A 21,775-nucleotide genomic window follows, 5' to 3' on the forward strand; every position below is an offset into this window, starting at 1 on the left:
CGGGTTTCGCCAGCACCCCATCGGAGGCGCGAGGATGAGTGACGGTGGGCCGCTCGACGAGATGGCACTGCTGGTAAGCCGGGCTGCCGCGGGAAACTCCGAGGCGTGGGACGAGATCGTCCGGCGCTACAGCGGCCGGGTCTGGGCGGTGTGCCGGGTGCACCGACTCGCCCCCGCCGACGCCGCCGACGTCTTCCAGCAGACCTGGCTGCGCGTCCTGGAGAACCTCGACTCCCTGCGGGACCCGGCGAAGTTCGGCGCCTGGATCGGCACGACCTGCCGCAACGAGTCCCTCGCGGTGATCCGGCGGGCCCGCCGCGCCCGGCCGGTCGACGACACGTGGCTGGCCGACCGCCCCGGCGACCCCGCCGACGATCCGGCGGCGCCGTTCCTGGTCGCCGACCGCGACGCCGAGCTGTGGCAGGCCTTCCGCCGGCTGAGCCGCCGGTGCCGTGACGTGCTCCGGGTGCTGGTGGTGGAGGCCGAAGGCGGGCGACCCTCGTACGAGCTGGCGGCGGCCGCGCTGGGCATGCCGATCGGCAGCCTCGGGCCGACCCGCGGCAGGTGCCTGGCCCAACTGCGCCGATTCCTGACAGAAGGTATCGGAGACGCCGACGGCGATTCATGACAGCGATGGCTACGCCACGCAACCCGTTTTCCCACCGGCCCGAGGAGTCACCGTGAACGACGCGTACGATCCCGCGGACGAACGCCTCCTCACCCGTCTCGGTGACCTGTTCGCCCGGGTCGACGCGCCGCCGGAGCCCCTGGTGGAGCTGGCCCGGCAGAGCTTCGGTCTGCGCGCTCTCGACGCCGAGCTCGCGGCCCTGGTCGAGGACTCCGAGTCCGCCTGCGACGCCGCGGTGCACCGGCGTGCCGTCGCCGTCCGCGATCCGGGCACCGCGCCGCAGCCACGTCAGCTCACCTTCCAGGTCGTCGGCCCGCACGGCCACGACGAGGTGGTCATCGCCGTACAGGTGGAATTCCTCGGCACACGCCGCCGGCTGACCGGCCACCTCGCCCCGCAAGGACCGGCCCGGATCGAGGTACGCCAGCCCGCGGCCCCGCAAGCCCGCCGGGTCGACGCCGACGGGCGGGGCCTGTTCGTCGTCGAGGACGTGCTTCCGGGGCCACTGAGCCTGACCTGCCGCCGATCCGGGGCACCGGTCGTGACCACCGAGTGGACCCTCGTCTGACTCAGGGCAGCGGGGTTCCCGGCAGCAGGTGGACGACCTTGCCGAAGTCGGCCAGCGGTGGACACGGCCCGATCAGCCGGTCGAACGCGGCGTGCGGGGTCAGCGCCTCGTCCTCACCGCAGAGGGCGGCCACGGCCGCGCTGATCTGCGGCGCGCTGAACGACGTGCCGCTCCAGGTCGCCCAGGCGTCGCTGCCGAAACCAATGTCGTCGCCCATGTCCTCCTCGGGCGGCAGCAGGCCCTCGACGAACGTGGAGACGACGCCCACACCCACCGTCGAGCAGTGCACCCAGGACCCGCGGTTGGAGAACACCGCCGGGCTCAGGTCGGCGTTCAGCGCACCGACCGCCTTCACCCCGGGGTACGCCGCCGGGTACAGCGGCAGGTCCGCGCCGTCGTTGCCGGCGCTGGCGACGATCAGAGCCTTCGGGTACGTGGCGTTGATGTACTCCACCGCCTCCCGCATCGCCAGCGGCGCCACCCCGTCCACGGCGGGCGCGCCGAATGAGGCGTTGATGATCAGCCGGCGGCCCGCGGCGTCGTCGGCGGCCCGGATGAGCATGTCGGCCGCGGCCTCGTCGGTGCCGAGACCGTCGGGGCCGGTGAAGCGGTAGACGACGACCTCGCAGTCCGGTGCGATCTGCCGGACGATCCCGGCCGCGAAGGTGCCGTGCCCGGCGAACCAGTCGATGCGGTTCCTCGGCGCCACCACGTCCAGCTCGTCGGTGCCGTTGCGGACCAGGCCCGTGTCCCACGCGTCGGAGCGGCCCTGGTCGGTCAGTCCGGTGTCGACGATGGCCACCCGCACCGGCGCGTGGGCGCCGTTCGGCGAGTACGGGCCGGGGGCGACGGTGACGCCCGGATACGACTTTCCCTTGATCACGTACCCGAGCGGAACGAGCAGGTTCACGGTGGCCGTGATGCCATGCTCGCGCAGCCGCTTCGCGTCGGCGCGCAACTCCCGCGCGGTCCGGCTCGTCCGGCAGCGCAGGACGCGGGTCCGGCGCCGTCGACCGCTGGCCCCCGTGCGGTCGTCCGGGTCCCAGTTGGGCAGCAGCGTGCCGAGCCGCCCCCGCTGCTCCTCGTCCGCGTCCACCACGAGTTGCTCGGCGGTGAGCGCCGTACGTTCGTCCTCGGTGGTCACCACGAGGAACGGATCACCCGCCTCTCGCCGGCGCACGCGGATCCGCTCCACGATGTCCTGTTGCGCGCTGGCGAGGACGGTGACCTGCCTTTCGACGTCCTCCTGGTCGTGGGCGAGCTGCTCGGAGGTACGGGTGTCCGGCAGCGGCCAACGTTCGGCGATGGTCATGGATTTCCCCCCTGTCCGTCGGTACGCTGACGTCGACTTCCTCGCCTCAACCTCGGGCGGTGCCAGGTGGACACAGAGGTGAGCCTACGGGCGGAGGCCGACGCCGCTTACCGGAGAGTTCTGCGCGATCCGGCTAGATACGCGAACGCGGCAGAAGTAACCCTCCGGCGGACCCGGGCTGGTACGAACGTCGATGCGCTCCTGATCGCCCTGCGGGCCGTGGCGTGGTCCCGGCACGCCAGGCTCGACAACGAGAGCGCCCGCGAGCTGCTCGACGGTGGCGTCCGCACGGCACGGCGTCACGGGCTCTCCCGCCGCCTCGGCGAACTGCTCGTCACCCGGGCCGTCGCCCTGCACGAGCTGGGCCACCACGACGCCGCGGCCCGGGACCTGCGCCGCGCCGAGCCCCTGATCGAGCCCGCGGACCGCCCCGACCTGCGGCTGCAGCTCGCGATCCTCGACCACAACCGGGGCCGGATCGTCGCCGCCGCCCACGCGTACAGGGAGTTGCTCGCCGACCCGGAGTGTCCGCCGATCGTGCTGGTGAAGGCCGCCAACAACCTGGCGAACGCGCAGACCCTGCTCGGGTGCCCGCAGGAAGCCCTCGAGCACCTCGATCGGGCGGCGATCCTCGCCCGGGACCTGGGTCCCCAGCTGCCGGCCGTCATCGCGGACAGCCGGGCCTGGGCCACCTTCCACGCCGGACGGCTGGCCGAGAGCGTGCGCCACTTCGAGGAGGCCGGCCGGCTGCACGCCGCGGCCGGACTGCCGCTCGGCGAACACCGCCTCGAATACGCCGACGTCCTGCGCGACCTGCGGCTGCTCGACGAGGCCATGGCCGCGGCCCGGTCCGCGGCGGCCGACTTCGAACGCCACGGCGCCCGACTCATGGCGGCCGAGGCCCGGCTGCGCGTGGCCGGCCTCGCCCTCGAACTCGGCGACGCGGCGACCGCCCTGGCCGAGGCCCAGGAGGCCGGACGCGACTTCCGCCGCCAGCGCCGCCCGGCCTGGACGGCCCGCGCGACGGTCACCGAGGCGGAGGCCCTGGCGGCCCGCGACGGCTACTCGCCCGAGGTGCTGCGCCGGCTGTGTACGGCGGCGGCGACCCTGCGCGACCAGGGATTGCGCGCCGAGGCGGCGTACGGGCATCTCGCGGCCGGCCGGGCCGCCCTGGCACTCGGCCGGCGCGCGTCCGCCCGCGCCGAGCTGACCGCCGTGAGCGAGGTCGCCGAAGGACAGTCGCTGCTCGTCCGCCTGCGCGGCCGGGTGGCCCGGGTCCTGCTCGCCGAGGCCGAGGGATCCGGCGACGTCCTGCGCGAGTGCGCCCGCGGCCTGCGCGACCTCGCCCGACACCGGGCCGCCCTGCCCTCGCTCGAGCTGCGGGTGCTCGCCTCCGGCCACGGCACCGAGCTGGGCGAGGCCGGGCTGCGCCACCTGCTCCCGACCGGCTCACCGTCCCGCGTCCTCGAATGGCTGGAACGCACCCGCGCCGCCGCGCTGCTGCGCGTGCACCCGCCGGCCACCGGCGTGGACTCCGACGTCATCGCCCTGCGCGGCATCGCCCAGGAGCTGCGGGTCGCCCGACTGGAACGCGGCGAGGAGCCGGCCACCCTGCTAGCCCGGCAGAGCGCGCTCGAGGCACGCATCCGGCGCCGGTCCTGGACCCGCGAAGAACCCGGCACAATCGCCGCGAACCCGGCCCGCGGTGTGGAACTGCGCCGCGCCCTGAACGGCGAATGGCTCGTGGAGTACGCCGTGACCGACGACCGCCTGCTCGCGGTCGTGGTGGAACCGCGCCGCCTGCGCCTCGTCGAACTCGGCGCCGCCGAACCGATCCGGCAGGAAGCCGCCGCGCTGATGTTCGGTCTGCGCAGGCTGCTGCACGGCACCCGGTTCGTCGCGGTCGCCCTCGCCGCGGCCGCCGAGGCCGTCGACGCGCTGACCCGGTTGCTGGTCACGCCCATCGGCGTGCCGGCGGACGTGCCGCTGGTCGTGGTGCCGTCGGCCCGGATCCCCGGCGTACCGTGGTCGGCCCTGCACCGCGCACCGACGACCGTGACGCCGTCGGCGGCGCTCTGGGCCCGGGCCCGCCGCACCCTGCCCAAGGGCCCACCGGACGCCGACGGTCGGGCCCGGGTCGCGGTCGTCGCGGGCCCCGACCTGCCCTGCGCGCTCGAGGAGGCGGAGGCGGTCGCCGCGGCCCACCCCGACGCCCGCACGCTGGCGCCGCCGGACAGCACCGTGGACGCGACCGTCGACCTGATCAAGGACGCCGACCTGGCGCACCTCGCCTGCCACGGCCTGTTCCGCTCGGACAGCCCGCTCTTCTCGGCGCTCGAGCTCAGCGACGGTCGGCTCACCCTCTACGAGATGCTGGCCCGCGGGGTCGCGCCGCACCGGGTCGTGCTGGCCTCCTGCGACTCGGGCGCCCAGCGCGCGTACGGCGGCGACGAGGTCCTCGGCTTCGTCGGCGCCATGATGTCCCAGGGCAGCGCGGGCATCGCCGCCACCGACCTGCCGATCCCCGACGGCGCGAGCGTGGGCTGCATGGCGGTGCTGCACGAGCGGATCGCCCGGGGCGACTCACTGGCGTCGGCGGTGTGGCACGCGCGGCAGGCGCTGTCCGCCGGGGGAGGGCCCGAGGAATATGTGGCCTGGTGCGGCCTGACCGCCTTCGGACCGGGCTGACTCAGCGGATCGGGGGTCTTCAGCGGCGCTCGTTGCTGAAGGCGATGCTGAGGATGGCGTTCGCGACCCAGATGGCCTGGGCCTTGTTGTCGTACGGCCCGACCCGCAGCTCGACCGCCTTGTCGCCGAACAGGGCACGCACCGTCCAACTGTTCGGATGGCGGTCGTCCTCCCGGCTGTGGTTGACGATGACCTGGGTGGCGGCACGGACGTTGACCGCGGACCACCGCTCGTCGCCGGACGGCCAGGCCCGGAACCAACCGGGGGCGATGGCCACGACCTCCTTGTTCGCCTCGTCCAGCGCCCATTCCAGCTCTTCCGGCACCGGCAACTCCGGCTGTGCGTGCGTCATGGCGCCCCCGCCCTACCTCTGCCCCGAAATGCCCATGATAAATGCATTTCGTTCCCCGGAAGGCCAGGTCGGCCGTGACGACCGCACCCGCTTGCCCGCCTCCTCTCCACGCGGGGCCGCTTGCGGGCGCACGGTAGCGTCGCACTCCGTGAGTTTCACGCGGGTCCGGGCCCTCATTCTCGTCGGTGTCCTCGTCGTAGCGGCGGCTGTCGTCGTCGTCCTGGCGGTCGTCCGCGACTCGCAGGGCGCCGCCGTCGCCGCCGGCTGCCCGGCCGGGGCGCCCGTGGCCAACCTCCGGATTCCGGCCGGGCCGCACGAGGTGACCGTCAAGGTCTTCAACGGCACCGAGACGCCCGACCTGGGCTTCGGCGTGTCCGACGACTTCGCCAACCGCAGGTTCAACGTGCGCAAGCCGGCGAAGAACCCCAAGCTCGTCAAGGACGTGGCGGTGCTGCGCTACGGCCCGGAGGGCGTGGGAGCGGCCCAGCTCGTGCAGGCCTACTTCCTCGGCAAGGCGACCCCCGCCTACGATCCCCGGCGCAAAGGTGCCGTCGTCGACGTGGTGATCGGGACGTACTACCGGGAGCTCGGCACCACCACCCAGGTGAACCAGGCGCACGGCATCCTCGGCGAGGCCGACCTGCCACCCGGAGCCTGCGCCCCGACCACGTGAAGCGTGCTAAGGACGTACCGGATGAAAGCCGTAGGGAAGCTCCAGCCGGTGCGCGCGCAGCAGATCTTCATCCGCGAGGATGGCGGCGGTCGGCCCGTCGGCCGCGATGCGGCCGCCGTCGAGGATCACCGAGCGGGCGCAGAGCTGCATCGCGTACGGAAGATCGTGCGTGACCATCAGCACGGTCACCGGAAGCCGCTCGAGGATCTCCGCCAGCTCCCGCCGGCTGGCCGGGTCCAGGTTGGATGACGGCTCGTCCAGCACCAGCAGCTGCGGCCGCATCGCCAGCACCGTGGCAACGGCGACCCGTCGCCGTTGTCCGAACGACAGGTGGTGCGGCACCTGGTCGCGATGCGCCGTCATGCCCACCGCGGCGAGAGCCTCGTCGACGCGCTCGTGCAGCTCGGCTCCGCGCAGGCCCAGGTTGGCCGGGCCGAACGCGACGTCCTCGGCGACCGTCGGCATGAACAGTTGATCGTCGGGGTCCTGGAAGACGATGCCGACCCGGCGACGGATCTCGGCGAGCCGGCCCCGGTCGCGGGCTTCCACCCGCAGATCGCCGACGTCGACCGTGCCCGCGCCGCCGTGCAGCACGCCGTTGAGGTGCAGCACCAGCGTCGTCTTGCCGGCGCCGTTCGGGCCGAGCAGGGCGACGCGCTCACCCTCGGCGACCTCCAGGTCGACCCCGCGAAGGGCGACACTGCCGTCCGGGTACGCGTACGTCAGGCCGGCGATCCGCAGGCTCATCGCAGCACCGCCACCACGGCGATCGCGGCGGCGGCCACGGGAAGGGTCGCCGACCGCGCCCACTGCGCCGCGGTCGCGCCGCCTCCGTCCGGTCGGGGCATCCGCCCGTCGTAGCCGCGCGACACCATCGCCAGATAGACCCTTTCACCCCGTTCGTACGCTCGCAGGAACAAGGATCCCACGCTCACCGCGAACGCCTTCACCTGCCAGAGGAACCGGGGGTCGTAGCCGCGCGACAGCCGGGCGATCCGCATCCGCCGCGCGTCGTCGGCGAGGATGTCCAGATAGCGCAGCATGAACGTGGCGATCTGGGTGAACACGGCCGGGCAGCGCAGCCGGTCGAGCCCCAGGATCAGGTCCCGCATCGTGGTGGACGCCGCGAGCAGCAGCGAGGCCAGCACCCCCAGCGTGCCCTTGGCGACGATATTCCACGCGCCGTACAGGCCTTCGACCGACAGCGACAGGCCGAGCCACTCCACCCGCTCGCCGTGGCCCGCGAACGGCAGGAAGACCGCGAGCAGCACGAACGGCAGCTCGATGACGGCGCGCTTGGCCAGCCACAACGCCGGCACCCGTGCGACGGCGGCGACCGCGGCGAGCAGCAGGGCGTACCCGCCGAAGGCCGCGAACTCCTCGCGAGGCGTCGCCACCACCACGATCGTGAACAGCAGCATCGCGAGGATCTTCACCTCCGGCGCGAGCCGGTGCACCGGACTCGACCGGTTCAGGTGCAGAACGTGGGCGTGACCGGCTCCCACTAGGAGGTGACTTCCGTCCTCGTACGCCGCCGGGCCAGCCAGAACATCCCGCCGCCGAGCCCGAACGTGACGAGCACGCCGAGCACGCCGGAGAGCCCGGTCGACAGGGCTCCCTCGCCGAGGCCACGGATGCCGTAGTCGGCGAGCGGGCTCCCGGCGAGCTGGTGCTCCTGCTCCTTCTGGAGCATGCACGTGCCGCCGGTGATCTCGTCGTCGGCGTTGAACGTGCAGCCCTGGCGCGCGGTCGCGTCGAGCCCGTCGGGGCTGCCGGAGGCGAAGGCGCTGACGACCCCGGCGAGCAGCAGGGCCACGAGAAGACCGGTGGCGAGGAACCACCCGAGTCGCTTGCTCATCGGACACCTCCGGCGACCAGAGCCGGCTCGACGACGGGCGCCGTGCGGAACCGGCGCAGGGCATAGACAAGATCCGGCCGTACGCGGGCGACGGTCGCGACCGTGGTGGCGGCGATCAGGCCCTCGCCGATGCCGATCAGGGTGTGCATCCCGGCCATCGTGCCGGCGACCGCGGGCAGCGACAGCTCGGTGGTGCCGCCCATCCAGTACTGCAGGACGAAACCCTGCGAGGCGATCACGACGCCGATCACGGAGGCGACGAAGGCGGCCGCGCCGACCCCGGCCGGGGTCTTCGGCAGCACCCGCATCAGGCCCGCCACCAGCAGATAGCCGGCGGCGGCGCCGAGCAGCGCCATGTTGGTGATGTTGAGCCCGAGCGCGGTGAGACCGCCGTCGGCGAAGAGCAGACACTGCACGATCAGCACGGTCGTCACGCACAGCGCGCCGACCCACGGTCCGACCAGGACGACGGCGAGGGTGCCGCCGAGCAGGTGGCCCGAGACGCCGGGAACGACCTGATAGTTGAGCATCTGCACGGCGAAGATGAAGGCGGCGACGAGGCCGGCCATGGGAGCCAGACGGTCGTCGAGATCGGCCCGCGCCCGCCACACGCAGAACGCCAGCGCGCCGGCGGCGAAGGCGGCGAAGAGGGCCGACACCGGCCCGTCCACGATCCCGTTGGCGATGTGCATCGCCACAATGTTCATCGTGCCTCCCGGGTCTGGAACTGGCGGCAAGCATATTGGGCACATGATGCTGTTGCATAGTCTTGGCAACTACGTCACAGAGGCGGGTCCCGGGTAGGCCCGACTTTCAAGATCAGGTAACGCACATGCCCGCCCGGCAAGCCGGACGGGCATGTGCGGAGAGCGGGTGGAACGTCAGCGGACCGTAAGCGCCCGAGCCCGCTCGGGCCAGGCGTTCAGACTCGACGCCGGACGCATCCCGGCCGCCGTGATCGCGGCCCGGATGGCCACCGCGTCGGCCTTGGCGAGCTGCTCGTAGGTGGTGATGCCACCGGCCGCGAGGGCCATCGCCATCTTGGGGCCGATGCCGGCGATCTTCGTCAGGTCGTCCGGCTCCTGCACGGGCTCGGCGTCCACCGGGCCGCTCTGCGACGGAATCACGGCGAGCGGCTCGGACTCGACGGCCGGCTCGACGGCTGGGTCGACGGCCGGCTCGACGGTTGGGTCGACGGCCGGCTTTACGGCCGGGTCGGCGGCCGGCTCCACGGCCGGGTCGGCGGCACCCGGCCAGCCTGTGGCCGTCGGCTCGTGGTCGGAGCCCGCTTCCGGGTCGGCCGTGGTGAGGGGCTCGGCTACCAGGACCGGTTCCGGGGCGGACTCGGTCGTGACCGACTCCGGGTGAGCGGCGGGCTCCAGCTCTGCCACCACGTCCGCGGCAGGTGCCGGTTTCGCGGCGGCGGAAGCGGGAGTGAAGAGATCCGCGGCCGGCTCTGTCACGGTGGCGGGGGACTCGGACTCCAGGGTGGCCGGTTCGGTGGTGATGGCCACCGGCTCCTCGGCGGGGGTGAGCTCCGGCTCGGCCGTGGTGGAGAAGTCAGGCCCCTCCTTATCGGCGGGCGCGAGTTCCTGCTCGGCAGGCGCGGTGGCCGCGAGCTCGTGCTCGACCGGCGCCAGCTCGTGCTCGACGGGCGTGGTGGCGAGCTTGTGCTCGGGTTCGGTTGTGGTGGCGAGCTCGGGCTCGGCGGCGAGCTTGTGCTCGGGCGCGGGGTCGTGCTCGGCGGGCGCGTCGGCGAGCTCCTGCTCGGCGGGCGCGGGCGTCGCGAGGACGGCGGGCGCCGCCTCCGCGGAGCTTGCCGTGGTGACGGATTCGGGGTTGGCGGGCGTGGAAGTGCTTGCCGCGCCATGCTGGGCTGCGGTGGTTTGGCGCCCTCGCAACAGCCAGCCGGCGAGCACACCGACCACCAACCCGGCAACGAGGTAGAGGAACGATGCCACGACTTGCCTCCGGACGACTTCAGATGCGGATGTAGCGCGCATCATAGGGGAGCGGCCCACCAGCCCCACAGGCGAACCGCCGTCGATCCCGTCACACCCGTCCCAGGTCGCCCAGCAGGGAATCCGTCCGGACGGTGAGCAATCCGGTCAGTTCGCCACCCGGAAGCCCGCCGGACGCGACCAACTCGGTCAGTTCGACCGGCGGGAATCCGTCGGAAGAGTGAGCCCGTCGATGCGTGTGCCCGGCCGGCAGCCGCCAGAAACGCCCGGTAGATGACGTTCGGGCGGCACTGCGCAGAGACCCCGCTCGGTGACGTTCGGAGGGCACCCGTGGAGACCGCCCCGGCCGGTGACGTCCGGGCGGCAGCCGTCGGAGGGGAGACCCGGTCAGTTCGGGCGGGAGGGGAGTGCGCCGGCCAGGAAGCCGGCCTTCACCAGCGTGCGGCTCAGCGGCCGGGCCAGCGCCGCCAGCCGCACGCAGCCCTCGACACCCAGCACCTCGTACGCCGGCGTGGCCAGCCGGTCGGTGTCCGTCTCGATGCGGGCCCGCAACGCGCGGCCCTCGTCGGTGAGGGCGTCGCCGGTCATCAGCCCGCGCGAGCGCAAGGCCTCGCCGGCGGCCGCCCACTCCTGCGAACTCCAGCCCCGGCTGGTCCGCAGGAACCGCTCCTGCGCCTCGCCCGAGGCGGTGTGCAGGACCATCGACTCGAGCCCGCTGAGGCCCGCGTGCAGCAGCGTCGCCACGTGGCCGTCGCCGCGGAACTCGCGGAGCAGAGTCTGGGCGTGCCACAGGACCAGGTGGGGTTCCTTCGGCCATTCGAGCTCGGTGTGTGCCGCGAACAGCGGGCGGCCGTCCATGAACGCGGTCGCCGACTCGGCCGCGCGCCGGGCCAGGGCCGCCGCCTCAGCGACCTCGTCGCCGCGCAGTGCGTCGCCGAGGCCGCGCTCCAGGGCGGCGTCGGCCGCCGCGAGGCGCGCCTCGATCGCCGCGGCCGGGCTCACCTTCTCCCACATCTCCGGGAGGAAGCGCGCCACCAGCCCGGGATGGAAGTTGTAGAAGCTCGCGATCACCGGGCCGGGTCCGACGCGGCCGAAGACGCCGCCGCGGGACGCGAAGTAGCCCGCCCGGGAGGAGATCCCCAGAGCCTCGAACCGCGCGGCGGACTCGGGCACGAAGTAGACCATCGCGTGCAGGGGCTCGACGAACCGCCACGCGTCGCGGGCCACCATCGGATCAAGCGTCATGCCGGCATCCTTTCATTACCGGCGAGTAGGCGCGATGTTCGATTGCTCATTGCTGGCCAGCGCGAGCTGGAAAGGCTGAGCAGCCGTCAGCCGTCAGCCGTCAGCCGTCAGCCGTCAGCCGTCAGCCGTCAGCCGTCGCCCAGGCGCGGCATGACCGCGCGGACGGCGACGGGAGCGCCCGGCCCCCCGCCGGCTCGGCCCCGGTACTCCGGGACGCCGACGCAGGTGAACAGCAGCCCCGCCAGCTCGTCCCGCTCGCCCAGCAGGCCCGGCACCTCCGAGTCGAGGAAGGTCATCCCGGAGGCGCTGGCGCCCAGGGCGTACGCGGCCAGGTGCAGCCTTCCCTCCACCAACCCGGCGGCCAGTTGGGCGTCGCGGTAGGCCCGGTCGTCGAGGCCCGCGAGCGGCGCGGCCGCGATCACGACGTACGCCGCTTCGGCGGCCAGCGCCTGGTCCAGGCAGACCCGCAACAGCTCGCCGCGCAGGTCCGCTGCCCGCAGCGGCCGCCGCAGGTCCGGCCAGCGGTAGAGCCCCGGCGTCACGCCGTCGACGCCGTGCACGGCGACCCAGTGCGGCACCCGTACGCCACGCAGCGCCGCGGCCAGCGGCCAGCGCAGCAGCTCGGGCGGCAGCGTGCGGGACCGGTCCATCCGTCGCTGCGAGCCGCGCCGGCGGACGACCTCGTCCAGCGAGGCGGACGGCGGCACCTCCGGCAGCGGCGCGGCGTCCGGCCAGGGTTCGCCCAGGGTGTCTCGGTCGCCGGCGCGCTGCGCCGTGGTGCAGAGCGGCAGCTCCACCTCGGGCAGCTCGCCCGGGACCGCCGGGCCGGTCGGTCCGATCGCCGGCTCGCCGGTGCCGAGCGAGAGCAGCGCCAGCGGGTACTCGTGCACGCCGTCCGCGCCGACCAGGGCCCGTACCGTCTCGTCCGGGAACAGCGAGCGCAGCCGTGGCGCGAGGCCGGCGCTGTCGGCCGCGGCCGACAGCTGAGCCAGCAGGGTCCCGGCGTCCCAGTACAGGTGCCGCCAGCCGCGTTCGGCGTAGCGCCAGCCGGTCCGCCAGGGCACTCCCGTCACGATCAGGGTGGACACCTCGCCGGTGCCGGCGGCCGCGATCCGCACGAGGGCGTGCCGCTCCGCGTCGTACCAGTACACCGCGTCCGGGACCCCGGTCACGCCGCGGGCGCTGACGTAGACCTCGAGGGGGAACCGGGCCCCGGCCGACCCGGAGGCCCGGTACAGGATCCGGCGTCCTCCGCGCTCGCCGGTCCGCACCACACCGGCGCCGAGGAAGAGCACCCGACCCAGCTGCGCGGCGTCCAGCGGCTGCCCCGGCGCCGCGACACCGGCCAGCACCGCCGTGGCGCTCACCCCCGGGTCGGGCAGCTCGCGGGGCAGGTCCAGCACGTCGAGCCCGTCCGGGTACGCCTTCATCGGCGGCGGCAGCGTGCCGGGGTCGTTCGGGACGAGATCGTGCCGCACCCGCGGATCGTCCACCGGGACGTCCCACTCGCTCTCCGGCACGTACGACGTGAGCCGGTGCAATAGCCCGGCGCCCTCCTGAAGATTCACCCCACTACTCTGCCAGGCGCTCACAACGGGTTTTCCGATGTGGATCCGACCCGGCGCCCGGCGCCCCTCAGGGCGTCGGGCGTGTCAGTCTTCCGCGTTCGCGTCGTGGACCAGCAGGGCGATCTGGACCCGGTTGTTGAGATCGAGGCGGGTCAGGATCCGTGACACGTGCGTCTTCACCGTCGGCAGGGCGAGGTGCAGTTCCTCGGCGATCTCCGCGTTGGAGCCGCCACGCCCGACCGCCAGGGCCACCGCCCGTTCCCGTTCGCCCAGCAGTGCCAGTCGTGCCCGGGCGGTGGCGGCCCGGGCGTCCTGGCCGGACCCGCCCGTGACCTGTGCGATGAGGCGGCGGGTGACGGCGGGCGAGAGCACCGGATCCCCGGCGGCCGCCGTCCGGATGGCGGCGACGATGTCCCGCGGCGAGGTGTCCTTGAGGAGGAACCCGGCAGCGCCCGCCCGCAGCGCGCCCAGTACGTGCGCGTCGGTGTGGAAAGTCGTCAGAACCAGCACTTCCGGGGCGCCGTTGCGGGCCCGGACCGCCTCGGTGGCGGCGAGCCCGTCGACGCCCGGCATCCGGATGTCCATGAGTACGAGATCGGGCTGGTGGGCGGCGACCAGCGCGGGCACCGGCGCCCCGTCGGCCGCCTCCGCGACAATCTCGATGTCCTCAGCGCCGCCCAGCATCAGGCGGAGTCCCGCCCGCACGAGCGCGTCGTCGTCGACGAGCACAACCCGGATCACTCGCGTCGCTCCCTCGTCACCTGTTCGCGGCGGTCGATGCGGTGTCCGCCGCCGGCCAGGGTAGCCAGGCGTAGACCCTGAAGCCGCCATCGGTAGGGCCGGCTTGCAGCTCCCCGCCGGCCAGTCGAGCCCGTTCGGCGAGCCCGATCAGTCCCTGCCCGCCGCCTTCGCCCGGGCCTGAATCCCGTACCGATGCGGGTGGAAATATGTTGTGAACCTCCACTGTCAGCCTTTGCGCGGGACAGCCGGCCACCCGCACCACGACGGGCGAGCCTGGCGCGTGCTTGCGGGCGTTGGTCAGGGCCTCTTGCACGATGCGGTAGGCCGTGCGCCCGACCACCCTCGGTGGCGGCGCGTCCGGCGGCCCGGTCAGCTCTACCCGTTCGCCTGTTGCCCGCGCCTCTGCCACCAGCCGGGCCAGATCTGTCAGTTCCGGTTGCGGCCGCTCGCGCTCCGGGGGAGTCCCGCGGAATACTCCGATCACCTCGGCCAGGTCCCGCAGGGCCAGGTGCGCGCTCTCCCGGATCACCTTGGCCGCCTGGGCGATCTCCCCTCGGGGCGCACCCAGGTTGAACTCCAGCGCGCCCGCGTGAACGCTCAGCAGCGACAGTCGGTGTCCCAGCACGTCGTGCATCTCACGGGCGATCTCCTCCCGTGCCTCCCGCCGGGCCCGCTCGGCCCGCAACTCCGCGTCCGCCTCGGCAAGCTCCGTTCGCTCCCGCAGCGACGCGATCAGCTGCTGCCGGGAGCGGCGAAAGAGTCCCCATCCGATCGCCCCGGCGATCAGCGCGAAGTAGGTCAGCGCCGAGCCGGTCCGATCCTCGGGCAACTCCGCGAGCCGCCAGAGCAGCATGGGTAGCGGCGCGAAGGCCAGCCCCGCCACCCACGCCGTAGCCCGCCATGGCCGGGTCGCGGCCACGGTGAACACCATCACCATCGCCGGACCGGTCAGGTAGTGTGCCCGCGTTCCCACCAGGAGCAGCGCCACCGCGAGCGCTACCGGCCAGCGTCGTCGCAGCAGCACTGCTGCGCACCCCAGCCCACCGACGGCCTGATCGACGGCTCGCCACACCGGACCGACAGCCTCCGAGAGCGGCACGGACTGCGAGCTCACGGCGGCGAAGCAGACGGCGAACAGGAACAGCGCCAGATCTGCGGCCCAGTCCCGGCGGCTGCGGTGAATGCGGTGCATGCCGACAATCTACGAGCACAGCCCAGCAACCCGGAGATGCCCGAGACAACGAGATACTTAAGTACGACTCCCGCGCCGCCGACGGCCAACTTCGGTCACGATCTGACATCCCGAAGCCGGATCCGCCGTCCGGCCCCGCCGACCTACCGTCACGCCATGACTCCTCACACCACCAGGTCCCCCATAAAGGCGCTGTCGGGCTGGCTCTGCTTCATCCTGGTCGTCGGCGGCGTCAGCGGCCTTCTCCACCTGTGGCTCGGCTGGATTCACTTCATGGGCTTCGTTCGCTTCCTCGCTCCCGACGGCTATGAGATCTACAGCTACGTCGTCATGATCGTCCTCGGCCTCGCGATCGGCATAGCGGGCGACGCGGGCACCCGCTCGAGCCGGCGCTGAACCACCACCGGCACGCCAGAGGACGTCCGCGCCGGCTGGGCGTTCCGCGCCGCCGTGGCTGGTGGGTGTTCCGGACCGCGGTGGCCGGTGGGCGTTCCGCATCGCGGTGGCTGGTGGGTGTTCCGGACCGCGGTGGCCGGTGGGCGTTCCGCATCGCGGTGGCCGGTGGGCGTTCCGCGCCGCCCTGGCCGAGCCGGTGCAGGGCCGGTATTCGATATGTGCGCTATTCGGAGGCTGGCGTGAGGCTATTGGGCGTGAGTTTGGGACCCGCCCTGGTCGTGGGTGTCGAGCTGGCGACGCCCGCGAGCGAGCGCAGGCTCGTCCAACCGATGACTTCACCGTGACGGGGCCGTTTGTCTCGAGCTCGCTGACGCGACGCACGCCTACCGACGCCGTAGTGGCGATAGACTCGCCGGCCATGGGACTGCTCATCTTCAGCCTCAACCTCACCCTGGACGGTTGCGTCGACCACCAGGAGGGGATCGCCGACGACGAGACGCATGCCTTCTTCACCCGTCTCATGGACGAGGGCGGGGCAATGCTGTGGGGTCGCGTCACCTACGAGATGATGGAGAGCTACTGGCCGGCAGTCGCCCGCGGCGACGAGGAAGCGCCGCCGGCCATGCGCGAGTGGGCGGTCAAGCTGGAGGCCAAACCCAAGTACGTGGTGTCGTCGACGCGCAAAGACTTCCCGTGGACCAACAGCCACCACATCGCCGGCGATCTGCGCGAGGGCGTACAGAAGCTCAAGGACGCGACCCCGGCCGGGGTCCTCCTCGGAAGCGGCAAGCTCGCGACCGAGCTCGACCGGCTGGACCTGATCGACGAGTACAAGCTGCTCGTCCACCCCAGGATCGCCGGCCACGGCCCGACGCTGTACCAGGGCGGGCTGCCCGGCACGCGCCAGCTCGAGCTGCTCTCGGCGAACCCGCTCCGCAACGGCGCGGTGGCCATGCACTACCGCCGCGCGCGCTGAATCACAGGGGTCCATCGCCGCCAGCTCACCGGTAGCGCGGCGTCTTCCTTGCGCTCGCCGTGCAGCGCCGAACGACTTCTCGAAGGCGAGGACGGCTTCGACGATCCGGTCGAGGGCTCCGCGGATATCGCCAGCGGCGCAGCATCGGCCCGGACGGCTACTACGAGGTCGATGCCCTTCTCCGCGACCACGACGTCACCAGCGGTCCCGGCTAATTCTGCCTGGTGGCGGGGGAGTCGCACGGTCGCGGCTGGTGGGTGTTCCGCGACGCCGCGGCTGGTGGGTGTTCCGCAACGCCGCGGCTGGTGGGCGTTGCGGCCCTTCGCCGCCGCCTGTAACGACGCCCGCTGCCCACCGCCGCGGCCTCGGCATGCGCCGCGGGCCTACCCACCACCTGGCGTGGGCTCGCCCGCGGCAAATTCGGCGACGGCGTGGCGTCGCGGTTCATGGCCACCGGGGGGCTGCGGGGCGGCTGGTCGCGGCGTCTCGAGCGGATTGTGGACGGGGAGCAGCGGGTCGCCGGCGGGTCGATAGGCTGCGGGGGTGGACGACCTGGCGGACCGGCTCGCGGCGTTGAGGTTCAGCGGCCTCACCCAGGAGCAGGTGACGGCGCTCCTGATCGACGCCGTTGCCGCGTGGGGCGAGGCCCAAGGCTGGCGTGTCTACCGGAGGGCACCCAGCGTGATGCGGTTGCCGCCGCCGATGGAGCGGCAGCATTCCGTGCTCGACGTGGCCCTCGCCCGACCCGCCGCGCCGCCGATCGTGGTCGAGGTCGATCACACCGACCGCCGTCGGACGGTGGAGAAGCTGCTGGCCGAGGCCGAGGAGGGCCGCATCCCGTTCTGGGTCCGGTGGGGCCCCGGCCGCATCGCCGAGGCGCCGGCGCCGATCCACGTCATCCCACTGCACGTGACGCGCCAGCAGGGCCGCTACTCGCGCAGCGACCTGCCCGCGCCCGAGCACTCCGCGCGCCCGACCCTGCCGACGGAAGCCGCCGAACTACCCCTGGCCGACGAGGCGCCCAACGATGTTCCTTGAGCGCCGGCCGCGCCCTTCAGCGGATGCGGTCCTCAACTGCCAGCCCATCGCGCGGGCGAGCCTGCCTGTCCGGCGGCGCGCGTCGGGCGGCGGTCGCGTCAGTAAGCGGTCGCGTTCGTCGGCGGGTACGTCCGTCAGCGGTCGCGTCCGTCCGAGGTCGCGTCCGTCAGCGGGTGCGGCCCTCAGTTGCCGGCCCATGGCGTGGGCGATCCTGGCTGTCCGGCGGCGCGCGTCGGACGGCGCTCGTCTTCGTCAGCGCTCGTCTTCGTCAGCGCTCCTCTCCGTCCGGGTCGCGTCCGTCAGCGGGTGCGGCCCTTCAGGTGTCGGCCCATCGCGCGGGCGATCTCCCGGTTCGCGTCGCGCTCGGCGAGCGTCTGCCGCTTGTCGTACTCCCTCTTGCCCTTGGCCAGGGCGAGCTCCACCTTGGCCCATCCGTCCTGGAAGTAGAGCGACAGCGGCACCAGGGCGATGCCCGGCTCGCGCAACTTGTCGAGGATGCGGGCGATCTCCACCCGGTGCAGCAGCAGCTTCCGGGTGCGCCGCGGTGCATGGTTCGTCCACGAGCCGAACCCGTACTCGGCGATGTGCAGGTTGTAGAGCATGATCTCGCCCTCGTGCTCCTGGGCGAAGGCGTCGACGATGGACGCGTACCCCGCGCGCAGCGACTTCACCTCCGTGCCCGCCAACACGAGGCCTGCCTCGTAGGTCTTGAGGACCGCGTAGTCGTGGCGCGCCTTCCTGTTCGACGCGATGACCTTGCGGCCGGTCTCCCTGGGCGTGGCCGCCTCCTTCCCTCGCAACGGCTGACCGTGCGAGCCTACGTGTCGTCGCGGACCTCGTGCGCGAGCTCCACAAGCGGACGGTCAACAGTTGCCCCGTCGTGGCCGACATGGCCCGTGGCGTCGCCATCGGCTGCGCCCGACGCGGAGCTGGAAGCGGAGCTCGGTGCGCCTCGCCGATCGTCAAATCCGGCTGCAGCGCTTGCGGGCCACGGGCGCCACGCGTGGCTGCGCCTGTGGGCCACGCGCGGCTGCGCTGCGGCCACGGCGGCCGCCAGCGGGCCATGCGGCCCCGCGTGCGGGTCACGGGTCGCCCTGTCTGCGGGTCACGCGCGGCTGCGCCTGCGAGTCGCGCGCGTTACGCCTGCGGGTCGCGCGTGGCCGCCAGCGGTCCATGGCGGCCGCGCCTGTGGGCCACGGATCACCGCCTGTGGGCCACGGGTCACGCGGGGCTGCGGGTCACGCGGGGCTGCGGGTCACGCGGGGCTGCGGGTCACGCGCGGCTGCGGGTCGCGCGCGGCCGCCAGCGGTCCATGGCGGCCCCGCGTGTGGGCGCCACGGGTCGCCGTGTCTGCGGGCCACCGGACCCGTGTCTGCGGGCCACCGGACCCGTGTCTGCGGGCCACCGGACCCGTGTCTGCGGGCCACCGGACCCGTGTCTGCGGGCCACCGGACACCGCGCACGCGGGCCACCTTGCGGCGGATCGTGTGGTCGGCGCAGGTCAGCAAGCTCACCTCGTCGACAGCGAAACCGCAGGTCGAGCACCCTGGGTTGTCAGCCCGTGCGCTGCGGCGGGACCTCGGCCTCGCTGTGCTGCTCGCCGGCGGCGTCGCGCAGGGTCAGGTTCTTGCCCGTACGCGGGTCGAACAGCAGGATCCGCGTCGGGTCCAACCACAGCGAGGCCTTCTCCCCGTCGCGTACCCGGCTCGTCGGGTCCAGCGAGACCACCATCTGCGTGCGCATCCGTTCGCTGTCGAGCTCCCGTTCCAGGCTGGCGAGCTGCTCGGAGATGTCGGCCGGCGCCTCGTACGGAATGAACGCGTACTGCTCGTTGCCCAGCCATTCGGTGACGTCGACCTCGACCTCGAAGATCACACCGCGGTCGCGTTTGCGTTCGTCGACGAGGGTGGCGTCCTCGAAGTATTCAGGGCGGACGCCGGCGATCAGGATCTGGCCGTCGTCGACCCGGTCCGCGACCTCGCCGCGCAGCGGGCAGGTGAGGAACGGCAGGCGCAGCTCGTTTCCGCGTACGGCGGCGGGCAGGAAGTTCATCGGCGGCGAGCCGATGAATCCGGCGACGAACAGGTTGGTCGGGCTTTCGTAGAGTTCGCGCGGGCTGGCGACCTGCTGGAGTTCGCCCTTGCGCAGCACGGCGACCCGGTCGCCGAGCGTCATGGCCTCGGTCTGGTCGTGGGTGACGTAGACGGTCGTGGTGCCGAGCCGGCGTTGCATGCGCAGGATCTCGGTGCGCATCTGTCCGCGCAGCTTGGCGTCGAGGTTCGACAGTGGCTCGTCGAAGAGGAAGGCGTCGGCCTGGCGGACGATGGCCCGGCCCATCGCGACGCGCTGGCGCTGTCCGCCGGAGAGCTGGCTGGGCTTGCGTTCCAGGTGTTCGTGCAGTTCGAGGGTGTCCGCGGCGGCTTTGACCCGTTCGCGTACCTCGGCGTCGGGGGTGTGCTTGAGGCGCAGGGGGAAGGCGATGTTCTCGAAGACCGACAGGTGCGGGTAGAGCGCGTAGTTCTGGAAGACCATGGACAGGTTGCGGTCGCGGGGTGCCTTCTGGTTCATCCGCTCGCCGCCGATGAGCAGGTCGCCGGAGGTGATGTCCTCGAGCCCGACGATCATTCGCAGCAGCGTGGATTTGCCGCAGCCGGACGGCCCGACGAGGATCATGAATTCGCCGTCGGCGATGTCCAGGCTGACGTCTTTGACGGCGTGGTATCCGTCGGGGTACGTCTTGTCGACGTTCTTGATGGTGATGGCTGCCATCTCGGGCGGTCCTTTCTCTCTCGCCAGGGCTCAGCCCTTGACAGCGCCGGAGGTGAGTCCGGCCACGATGCGGCGCTGGAAGATCAGCGTCACGATCACGATCGGGATGGTGACGACCACGGACGCGGCCGCGATCGCCGCCGTGGGCTGCTGGAACTGGGAGGCGCCGGTGAAGAACGCCAGGGCCGCCGGGACCGGGCGGGCGGCGTCGGTCGAGGTCAGGGAGACGCCGAAGACGAAGTCGTTCCAGCCGGCGAAGAAGGCGATGATCGCCGTGGTGAAGACGCCGGGCGCGGCGAGGGGGACGATCACCCGGCGGAACGCCTGCCATGGCGTCGCCCCGTCGACCTGGGCCGCCTGTTCCATCTCCCAGGGGATCTCCCGGAAGAACGCCGACAGGGTCCAGATCGACAACGGCAGCGTGAAGGAGATGTACGGGATGATCAGGCCGAGCCAGGTGTCGAAGAGCCCGACCGCGCGCCACATGTCGAACAGCGGGCCGATCAGGGAGATCACCGGGAACATGGCGATGGCCAGGGCGACCGACAGGATGAGCTTCTTGCCGGGGAAGTCCAGGCGGGCGATCGCGTACGCCACGAACATGGCGATGACGACGCTGAACGCGGTGGAGATGAACGAGATGCCGATCGAGTTGCGCAGCGCGCTGGTGAACAGGTCGGTCTGGAACACCGTCCGGTAGTTGTCGAGGCTCCAGTCGCTCGGGAAGAACTGTTTGTTGTAGATGTCGTCGCCGGGTTTGAGCGACAGGGAGATCATCCAGGCGATCGGCGTCAGCGTGTAGAGCAGGATCAGGATCGCGCCGATGATCCAGGCCGCCTGCGAGCGTCGGGTCGTGGTCATCGGCGGTCCCCCCGTACCTGTCCGAGGTCGGTTTTGAATCCCTTGATGAAGATGAACGCGATCAGCAGCACCGACAGGAACAGCAGCACGGAGACCGCCGAGCCGATGCCCAGCGCCACCCGGGTGATGCTCTGCCGGTAGGTGAGGAACGACAGCGTCTCGGTGCCGCTGGCGCCGGCCGTCATGACGAAGACGTTGTCGAAGACGCGCCAGGCGTCGAGGGTGCGGAACAGCAGCGCCACCATGATGGCGGCCTTCATGTTCGGGATGATCACCTTGAAGAGCCGTTGGCGGAACGTCGCACCGTCCACGTTGGCGGCCTCGATGAGGGATTCGGGGACCTGGGCGAGGCCGGCGAGCAGCAGCAGGGCGATGAACGGCGTGGTCTTCCAGATCTCGGAGGCGCAGATGGTGATCAGCGCCGACCAGCGCTGGCCGAACCAGTCGAAGTCGCCGAGGCCGAGCCAGCTGTTGACGAAGCCGGAGTCGAGGGCGAACGCGTATCTCCAGGCGAAGGCGGAGACGACCGTGATGATTCCGTACGGAACGAGGATCGAGGTCCGGATGGTCCGGCGGCCGAAGATGATCTTGTGCATGACCATCGCGAAGGTGAACCCGATGACGAGCTCGAGCGAGACGGTGACCACGGTGATCAACGCCGTGGTTCCCACGTCCTCCCACCACAGCGGGTCGGTGAGCACCACGAGGTAGTTGCCGAGCCCCACGAACTCCTTGCCGGCCGGGTCGGTCAGCCGGTAGCTGAACGTGGAGAGATAGACCGCGTTGGCCATCGGGTACGCCGTGACCGCCAGCATCAGGATGAACGCGGGAGCGGACAGCAGCCAGCCGAGCCGGCGCTCGTGCAGCGCGCGGTCGGTGAGCTCGACCGTGGGTGAGCGGCGCGCCGCCGCCTTGGCCGGTGGTTCTCGGGTGACCGTCACCGGGATCT

At 72.2% G+C, this 21,775-nt stretch carries 22 protein-coding genes; 7 read left to right on the plus strand and 15 right to left on the minus strand.

What is annotated here, in order from left to right; genetic code table 11:
• The first annotated feature begins 34 nt into the window (after positions 1–34).
• Complete coding sequence (locus tag AB0M36_RS12395; RefSeq protein WP_364155785.1) at positions 35–628, plus strand: sigma-70 family RNA polymerase sigma factor; 594 nt, start codon at positions 35–37, stop codon at positions 626–628.
• Positions 629–680: 52 nt separating this feature from the next.
• Positions 681–1,196 (plus strand): hypothetical protein, encoded by a 516-nt coding sequence (locus AB0M36_RS12400; RefSeq protein ID WP_364155786.1) that lies wholly within the window; start codon positions 681–683, stop codon positions 1,194–1,196.
• A 1-nt stretch (position 1,197) separates the two neighbouring features.
• On the opposite strand, the gene AB0M36_RS12405 is transcribed toward AB0M36_RS12400, so the two are convergent.
• Positions 1,198–2,508 carry a S8/S53 family peptidase gene (locus AB0M36_RS12405; RefSeq protein ID WP_364155787.1) on the minus strand — a complete coding sequence of 437 codons (1,311 nt, stop codon included), beginning with the start codon at positions 2,506–2,508 and terminating at the stop codon, positions 1,198–1,200.
• Between the two features lie 78 nt (positions 2,509–2,586).
• Between AB0M36_RS12405 and AB0M36_RS12410 the strand changes: the two genes are divergently transcribed.
• Positions 2,587–5,196 carry a CHAT domain-containing protein gene (locus AB0M36_RS12410; RefSeq protein ID WP_364155788.1) on the plus strand — a complete coding sequence of 870 codons (2,610 nt, stop codon included), beginning with the start codon at positions 2,587–2,589 and terminating at the stop codon, positions 5,194–5,196.
• Between the two features lie 19 nt (positions 5,197–5,215).
• On the opposite strand, the gene AB0M36_RS12415 is transcribed toward AB0M36_RS12410, so the two are convergent.
• Complete coding sequence (locus tag AB0M36_RS12415) at positions 5,216–5,548, minus strand: hypothetical protein (RefSeq protein ID WP_364155790.1); 333 nt, start codon at positions 5,546–5,548, stop codon at positions 5,216–5,218.
• Between the two features lie 148 nt (positions 5,549–5,696).
• Here AB0M36_RS12415 and AB0M36_RS12420 point away from each other — a divergent pair, with 148 nt between their 5' ends.
• A complete protein-coding gene (locus tag AB0M36_RS12420; RefSeq protein WP_364155792.1) occupies positions 5,697–6,221 on the plus strand; it encodes a LytR C-terminal domain-containing protein in 525 nt (174 codons plus the stop codon).
• Positions 6,222–6,227: 6 nt separating this feature from the next.
• On the opposite strand, the gene AB0M36_RS12425 is transcribed toward AB0M36_RS12420, so the two are convergent.
• The 9 genes from AB0M36_RS12425 to AB0M36_RS12465 all read right to left on the minus strand — a co-directional run bounded on the left by AB0M36_RS12425 (position 6,228) and on the right by AB0M36_RS12465 (position 14,786).
• Positions 6,228–6,968, minus strand: coding sequence for an ABC transporter ATP-binding protein (locus AB0M36_RS12425; RefSeq protein ID WP_364155793.1), 741 nt, complete (start codon positions 6,966–6,968; stop codon positions 6,228–6,230).
• Positions 6,965–7,726 (minus strand): cobalt ECF transporter T component CbiQ, encoded by a 762-nt coding sequence (gene cbiQ, locus AB0M36_RS12430; RefSeq protein ID WP_364155794.1) that lies wholly within the window; start codon positions 7,724–7,726, stop codon positions 6,965–6,967. The genes AB0M36_RS12425 and cbiQ overlap by 4 nt, the downstream gene beginning before the upstream one ends.
• On the minus strand, positions 7,726–8,079 hold the full coding sequence (locus AB0M36_RS12435; protein ID WP_364155795.1) for a PDGLE domain-containing protein: 354 nt from the start codon (positions 8,077–8,079) through the stop codon (positions 7,726–7,728). The genes cbiQ and AB0M36_RS12435 overlap by 1 nt, the downstream gene beginning before the upstream one ends.
• The gene (locus AB0M36_RS12440) at positions 8,076–8,786 is read right to left on the minus strand and encodes an energy-coupling factor ABC transporter permease (protein ID WP_364155797.1); all 711 of its coding nucleotides are present in this window, start codon (positions 8,784–8,786) and stop codon (positions 8,076–8,078) included. Before AB0M36_RS12440 ends, AB0M36_RS12435 begins: the two co-directional genes overlap by 4 nt.
• Positions 8,787–8,960: 174 nt before the next feature.
• Positions 8,961–10,040: a helix-hairpin-helix domain-containing protein gene (locus tag AB0M36_RS12445; protein WP_364155798.1), complete on the minus strand. Its 1,080-nt coding sequence runs from the start codon at positions 10,038–10,040 to the stop codon at positions 8,961–8,963.
• Between the two features lie 387 nt (positions 10,041–10,427).
• The gene (locus AB0M36_RS12450) at positions 10,428–11,285 is read right to left on the minus strand and encodes a hypothetical protein (protein ID WP_364155799.1); all 858 of its coding nucleotides are present in this window, start codon (positions 11,283–11,285) and stop codon (positions 10,428–10,430) included.
• Between the two features lie 128 nt (positions 11,286–11,413).
• Positions 11,414–12,853: a hypothetical protein gene (locus tag AB0M36_RS12455; protein WP_364155801.1), complete on the minus strand. Its 1,440-nt coding sequence runs from the start codon at positions 12,851–12,853 to the stop codon at positions 11,414–11,416.
• Between the two features lie 84 nt (positions 12,854–12,937).
• The gene (locus AB0M36_RS12460) at positions 12,938–13,594 is read right to left on the minus strand and encodes a response regulator transcription factor (protein ID WP_364155803.1); all 657 of its coding nucleotides are present in this window, start codon (positions 13,592–13,594) and stop codon (positions 12,938–12,940) included.
• A gap of 16 nt (positions 13,595–13,610) precedes the next feature.
• On the minus strand, positions 13,611–14,786 hold the full coding sequence (locus AB0M36_RS12465; RefSeq protein WP_364155804.1) for a histidine kinase: 1,176 nt from the start codon (positions 14,784–14,786) through the stop codon (positions 13,611–13,613).
• A 156-nt stretch (positions 14,787–14,942) separates the two neighbouring features.
• On the opposite strand from AB0M36_RS12465, the gene AB0M36_RS12470 reads away from it, so the two are divergent.
• The 3 genes from AB0M36_RS12470 to AB0M36_RS12480 all read left to right on the plus strand — a co-directional run bounded on the left by AB0M36_RS12470 (position 14,943) and on the right by AB0M36_RS12480 (position 17,196).
• Positions 14,943–15,182: a hypothetical protein gene (locus AB0M36_RS12470; protein WP_364155806.1), complete on the plus strand. Its 240-nt coding sequence runs from the start codon at positions 14,943–14,945 to the stop codon at positions 15,180–15,182.
• 418 nt (positions 15,183–15,600) lie between these two features.
• A complete protein-coding gene (locus AB0M36_RS12475; RefSeq protein ID WP_364155807.1) occupies positions 15,601–16,158 on the plus strand; it encodes a dihydrofolate reductase family protein in 558 nt (185 codons plus the stop codon).
• Between the two features lie 543 nt (positions 16,159–16,701).
• A complete protein-coding gene (locus tag AB0M36_RS12480; protein WP_364155809.1) occupies positions 16,702–17,196 on the plus strand; it encodes a hypothetical protein in 495 nt (164 codons plus the stop codon).
• A 299-nt stretch (positions 17,197–17,495) separates the two neighbouring features.
• On the opposite strand, the gene smpB is transcribed toward AB0M36_RS12480, so the two are convergent.
• From smpB to AB0M36_RS12500, 4 genes are all read right to left on the minus strand, one after another.
• Positions 17,496–17,996 (minus strand): SsrA-binding protein SmpB, encoded by a 501-nt coding sequence (smpB, locus tag AB0M36_RS12485; protein ID WP_364155811.1) that lies wholly within the window; start codon positions 17,994–17,996, stop codon positions 17,496–17,498.
• A 754-nt stretch (positions 17,997–18,750) separates the two neighbouring features.
• Entirely contained in the window at positions 18,751–19,965 is a 1,215-nt protein-coding gene (gene ugpC, locus AB0M36_RS12490; protein WP_364155812.1) for a sn-glycerol-3-phosphate ABC transporter ATP-binding protein UgpC, read from the minus strand.
• A 30-nt stretch (positions 19,966–19,995) separates the two neighbouring features.
• Positions 19,996–20,826 carry a carbohydrate ABC transporter permease gene (locus AB0M36_RS12495; protein WP_364155814.1) on the minus strand — a complete coding sequence of 277 codons (831 nt, stop codon included), beginning with the start codon at positions 20,824–20,826 and terminating at the stop codon, positions 19,996–19,998.
• Entirely contained in the window at positions 20,823–21,767 is a 945-nt protein-coding gene (locus AB0M36_RS12500; protein ID WP_364155816.1) for a sugar ABC transporter permease, read from the minus strand. The genes AB0M36_RS12495 and AB0M36_RS12500 overlap by 4 nt, the downstream gene beginning before the upstream one ends.
• Between the last annotated feature and the right edge of the window lie 8 nt (positions 21,768–21,775).

The organism is Actinoplanes sp. NPDC051346 (genome assembly GCF_040682215.1).
In the GTDB taxonomy this organism is placed as follows: Bacteria; Actinomycetota; Actinomycetes; order Mycobacteriales; family Micromonosporaceae; genus Actinoplanes.

What these genes read in the sequence shown, in the direction of transcription:
- AB0M36_RS12470 (WP_364155806.1), top strand. Translation starts at nt 14,943, where the DNA reads ATGACTCCTCACACCACCAGGTCCCCCATAAAGGCGCTGTCGGGCTGG.
- AB0M36_RS12465 (WP_364155804.1), bottom strand. Translation starts at nt 14,786, where the DNA reads ATGCACCGCATTCACCGCAGCCGCCGGGACTGGGCCGCAGATCTGGCG.
- AB0M36_RS12395 (WP_364155785.1), top strand. Translation starts at nt 35, where the DNA reads ATGAGTGACGGTGGGCCGCTCGACGAGATGGCACTGCTGGTAAGCCGG.
- AB0M36_RS12405 (WP_364155787.1), bottom strand. Translation starts at nt 2,508, where the DNA reads ATGACCATCGCCGAACGTTGGCCGCTGCCGGACACCCGTACCTCCGAG.
- AB0M36_RS12435 (WP_364155795.1), bottom strand. Translation starts at nt 8,079, where the DNA reads ATGAGCAAGCGACTCGGGTGGTTCCTCGCCACCGGTCTTCTCGTGGCC.
- AB0M36_RS12425 (WP_364155793.1), bottom strand. Translation starts at nt 6,968, where the DNA reads ATGAGCCTGCGGATCGCCGGCCTGACGTACGCGTACCCGGACGGCAGT.
- AB0M36_RS12475 (WP_364155807.1), top strand. Translation starts at nt 15,601, where the DNA reads ATGGGACTGCTCATCTTCAGCCTCAACCTCACCCTGGACGGTTGCGTC.
- AB0M36_RS12415 (WP_364155790.1), bottom strand. Translation starts at nt 5,548, where the DNA reads ATGACGCACGCACAGCCGGAGTTGCCGGTGCCGGAAGAGCTGGAATGG.
- AB0M36_RS12450 (WP_364155799.1), bottom strand. Translation starts at nt 11,285, where the DNA reads ATGACGCTTGATCCGATGGTGGCCCGCGACGCGTGGCGGTTCGTCGAG.
- ugpC (WP_364155812.1), bottom strand. Translation starts at nt 19,965, where the DNA reads ATGGCAGCCATCACCATCAAGAACGTCGACAAGACGTACCCCGACGGA.
- AB0M36_RS12495 (WP_364155814.1), bottom strand. Translation starts at nt 20,826, where the DNA reads ATGACCACGACCCGACGCTCGCAGGCGGCCTGGATCATCGGCGCGATC.
- AB0M36_RS12440 (WP_364155797.1), bottom strand. Translation starts at nt 8,786, where the DNA reads ATGAACATTGTGGCGATGCACATCGCCAACGGGATCGTGGACGGGCCG.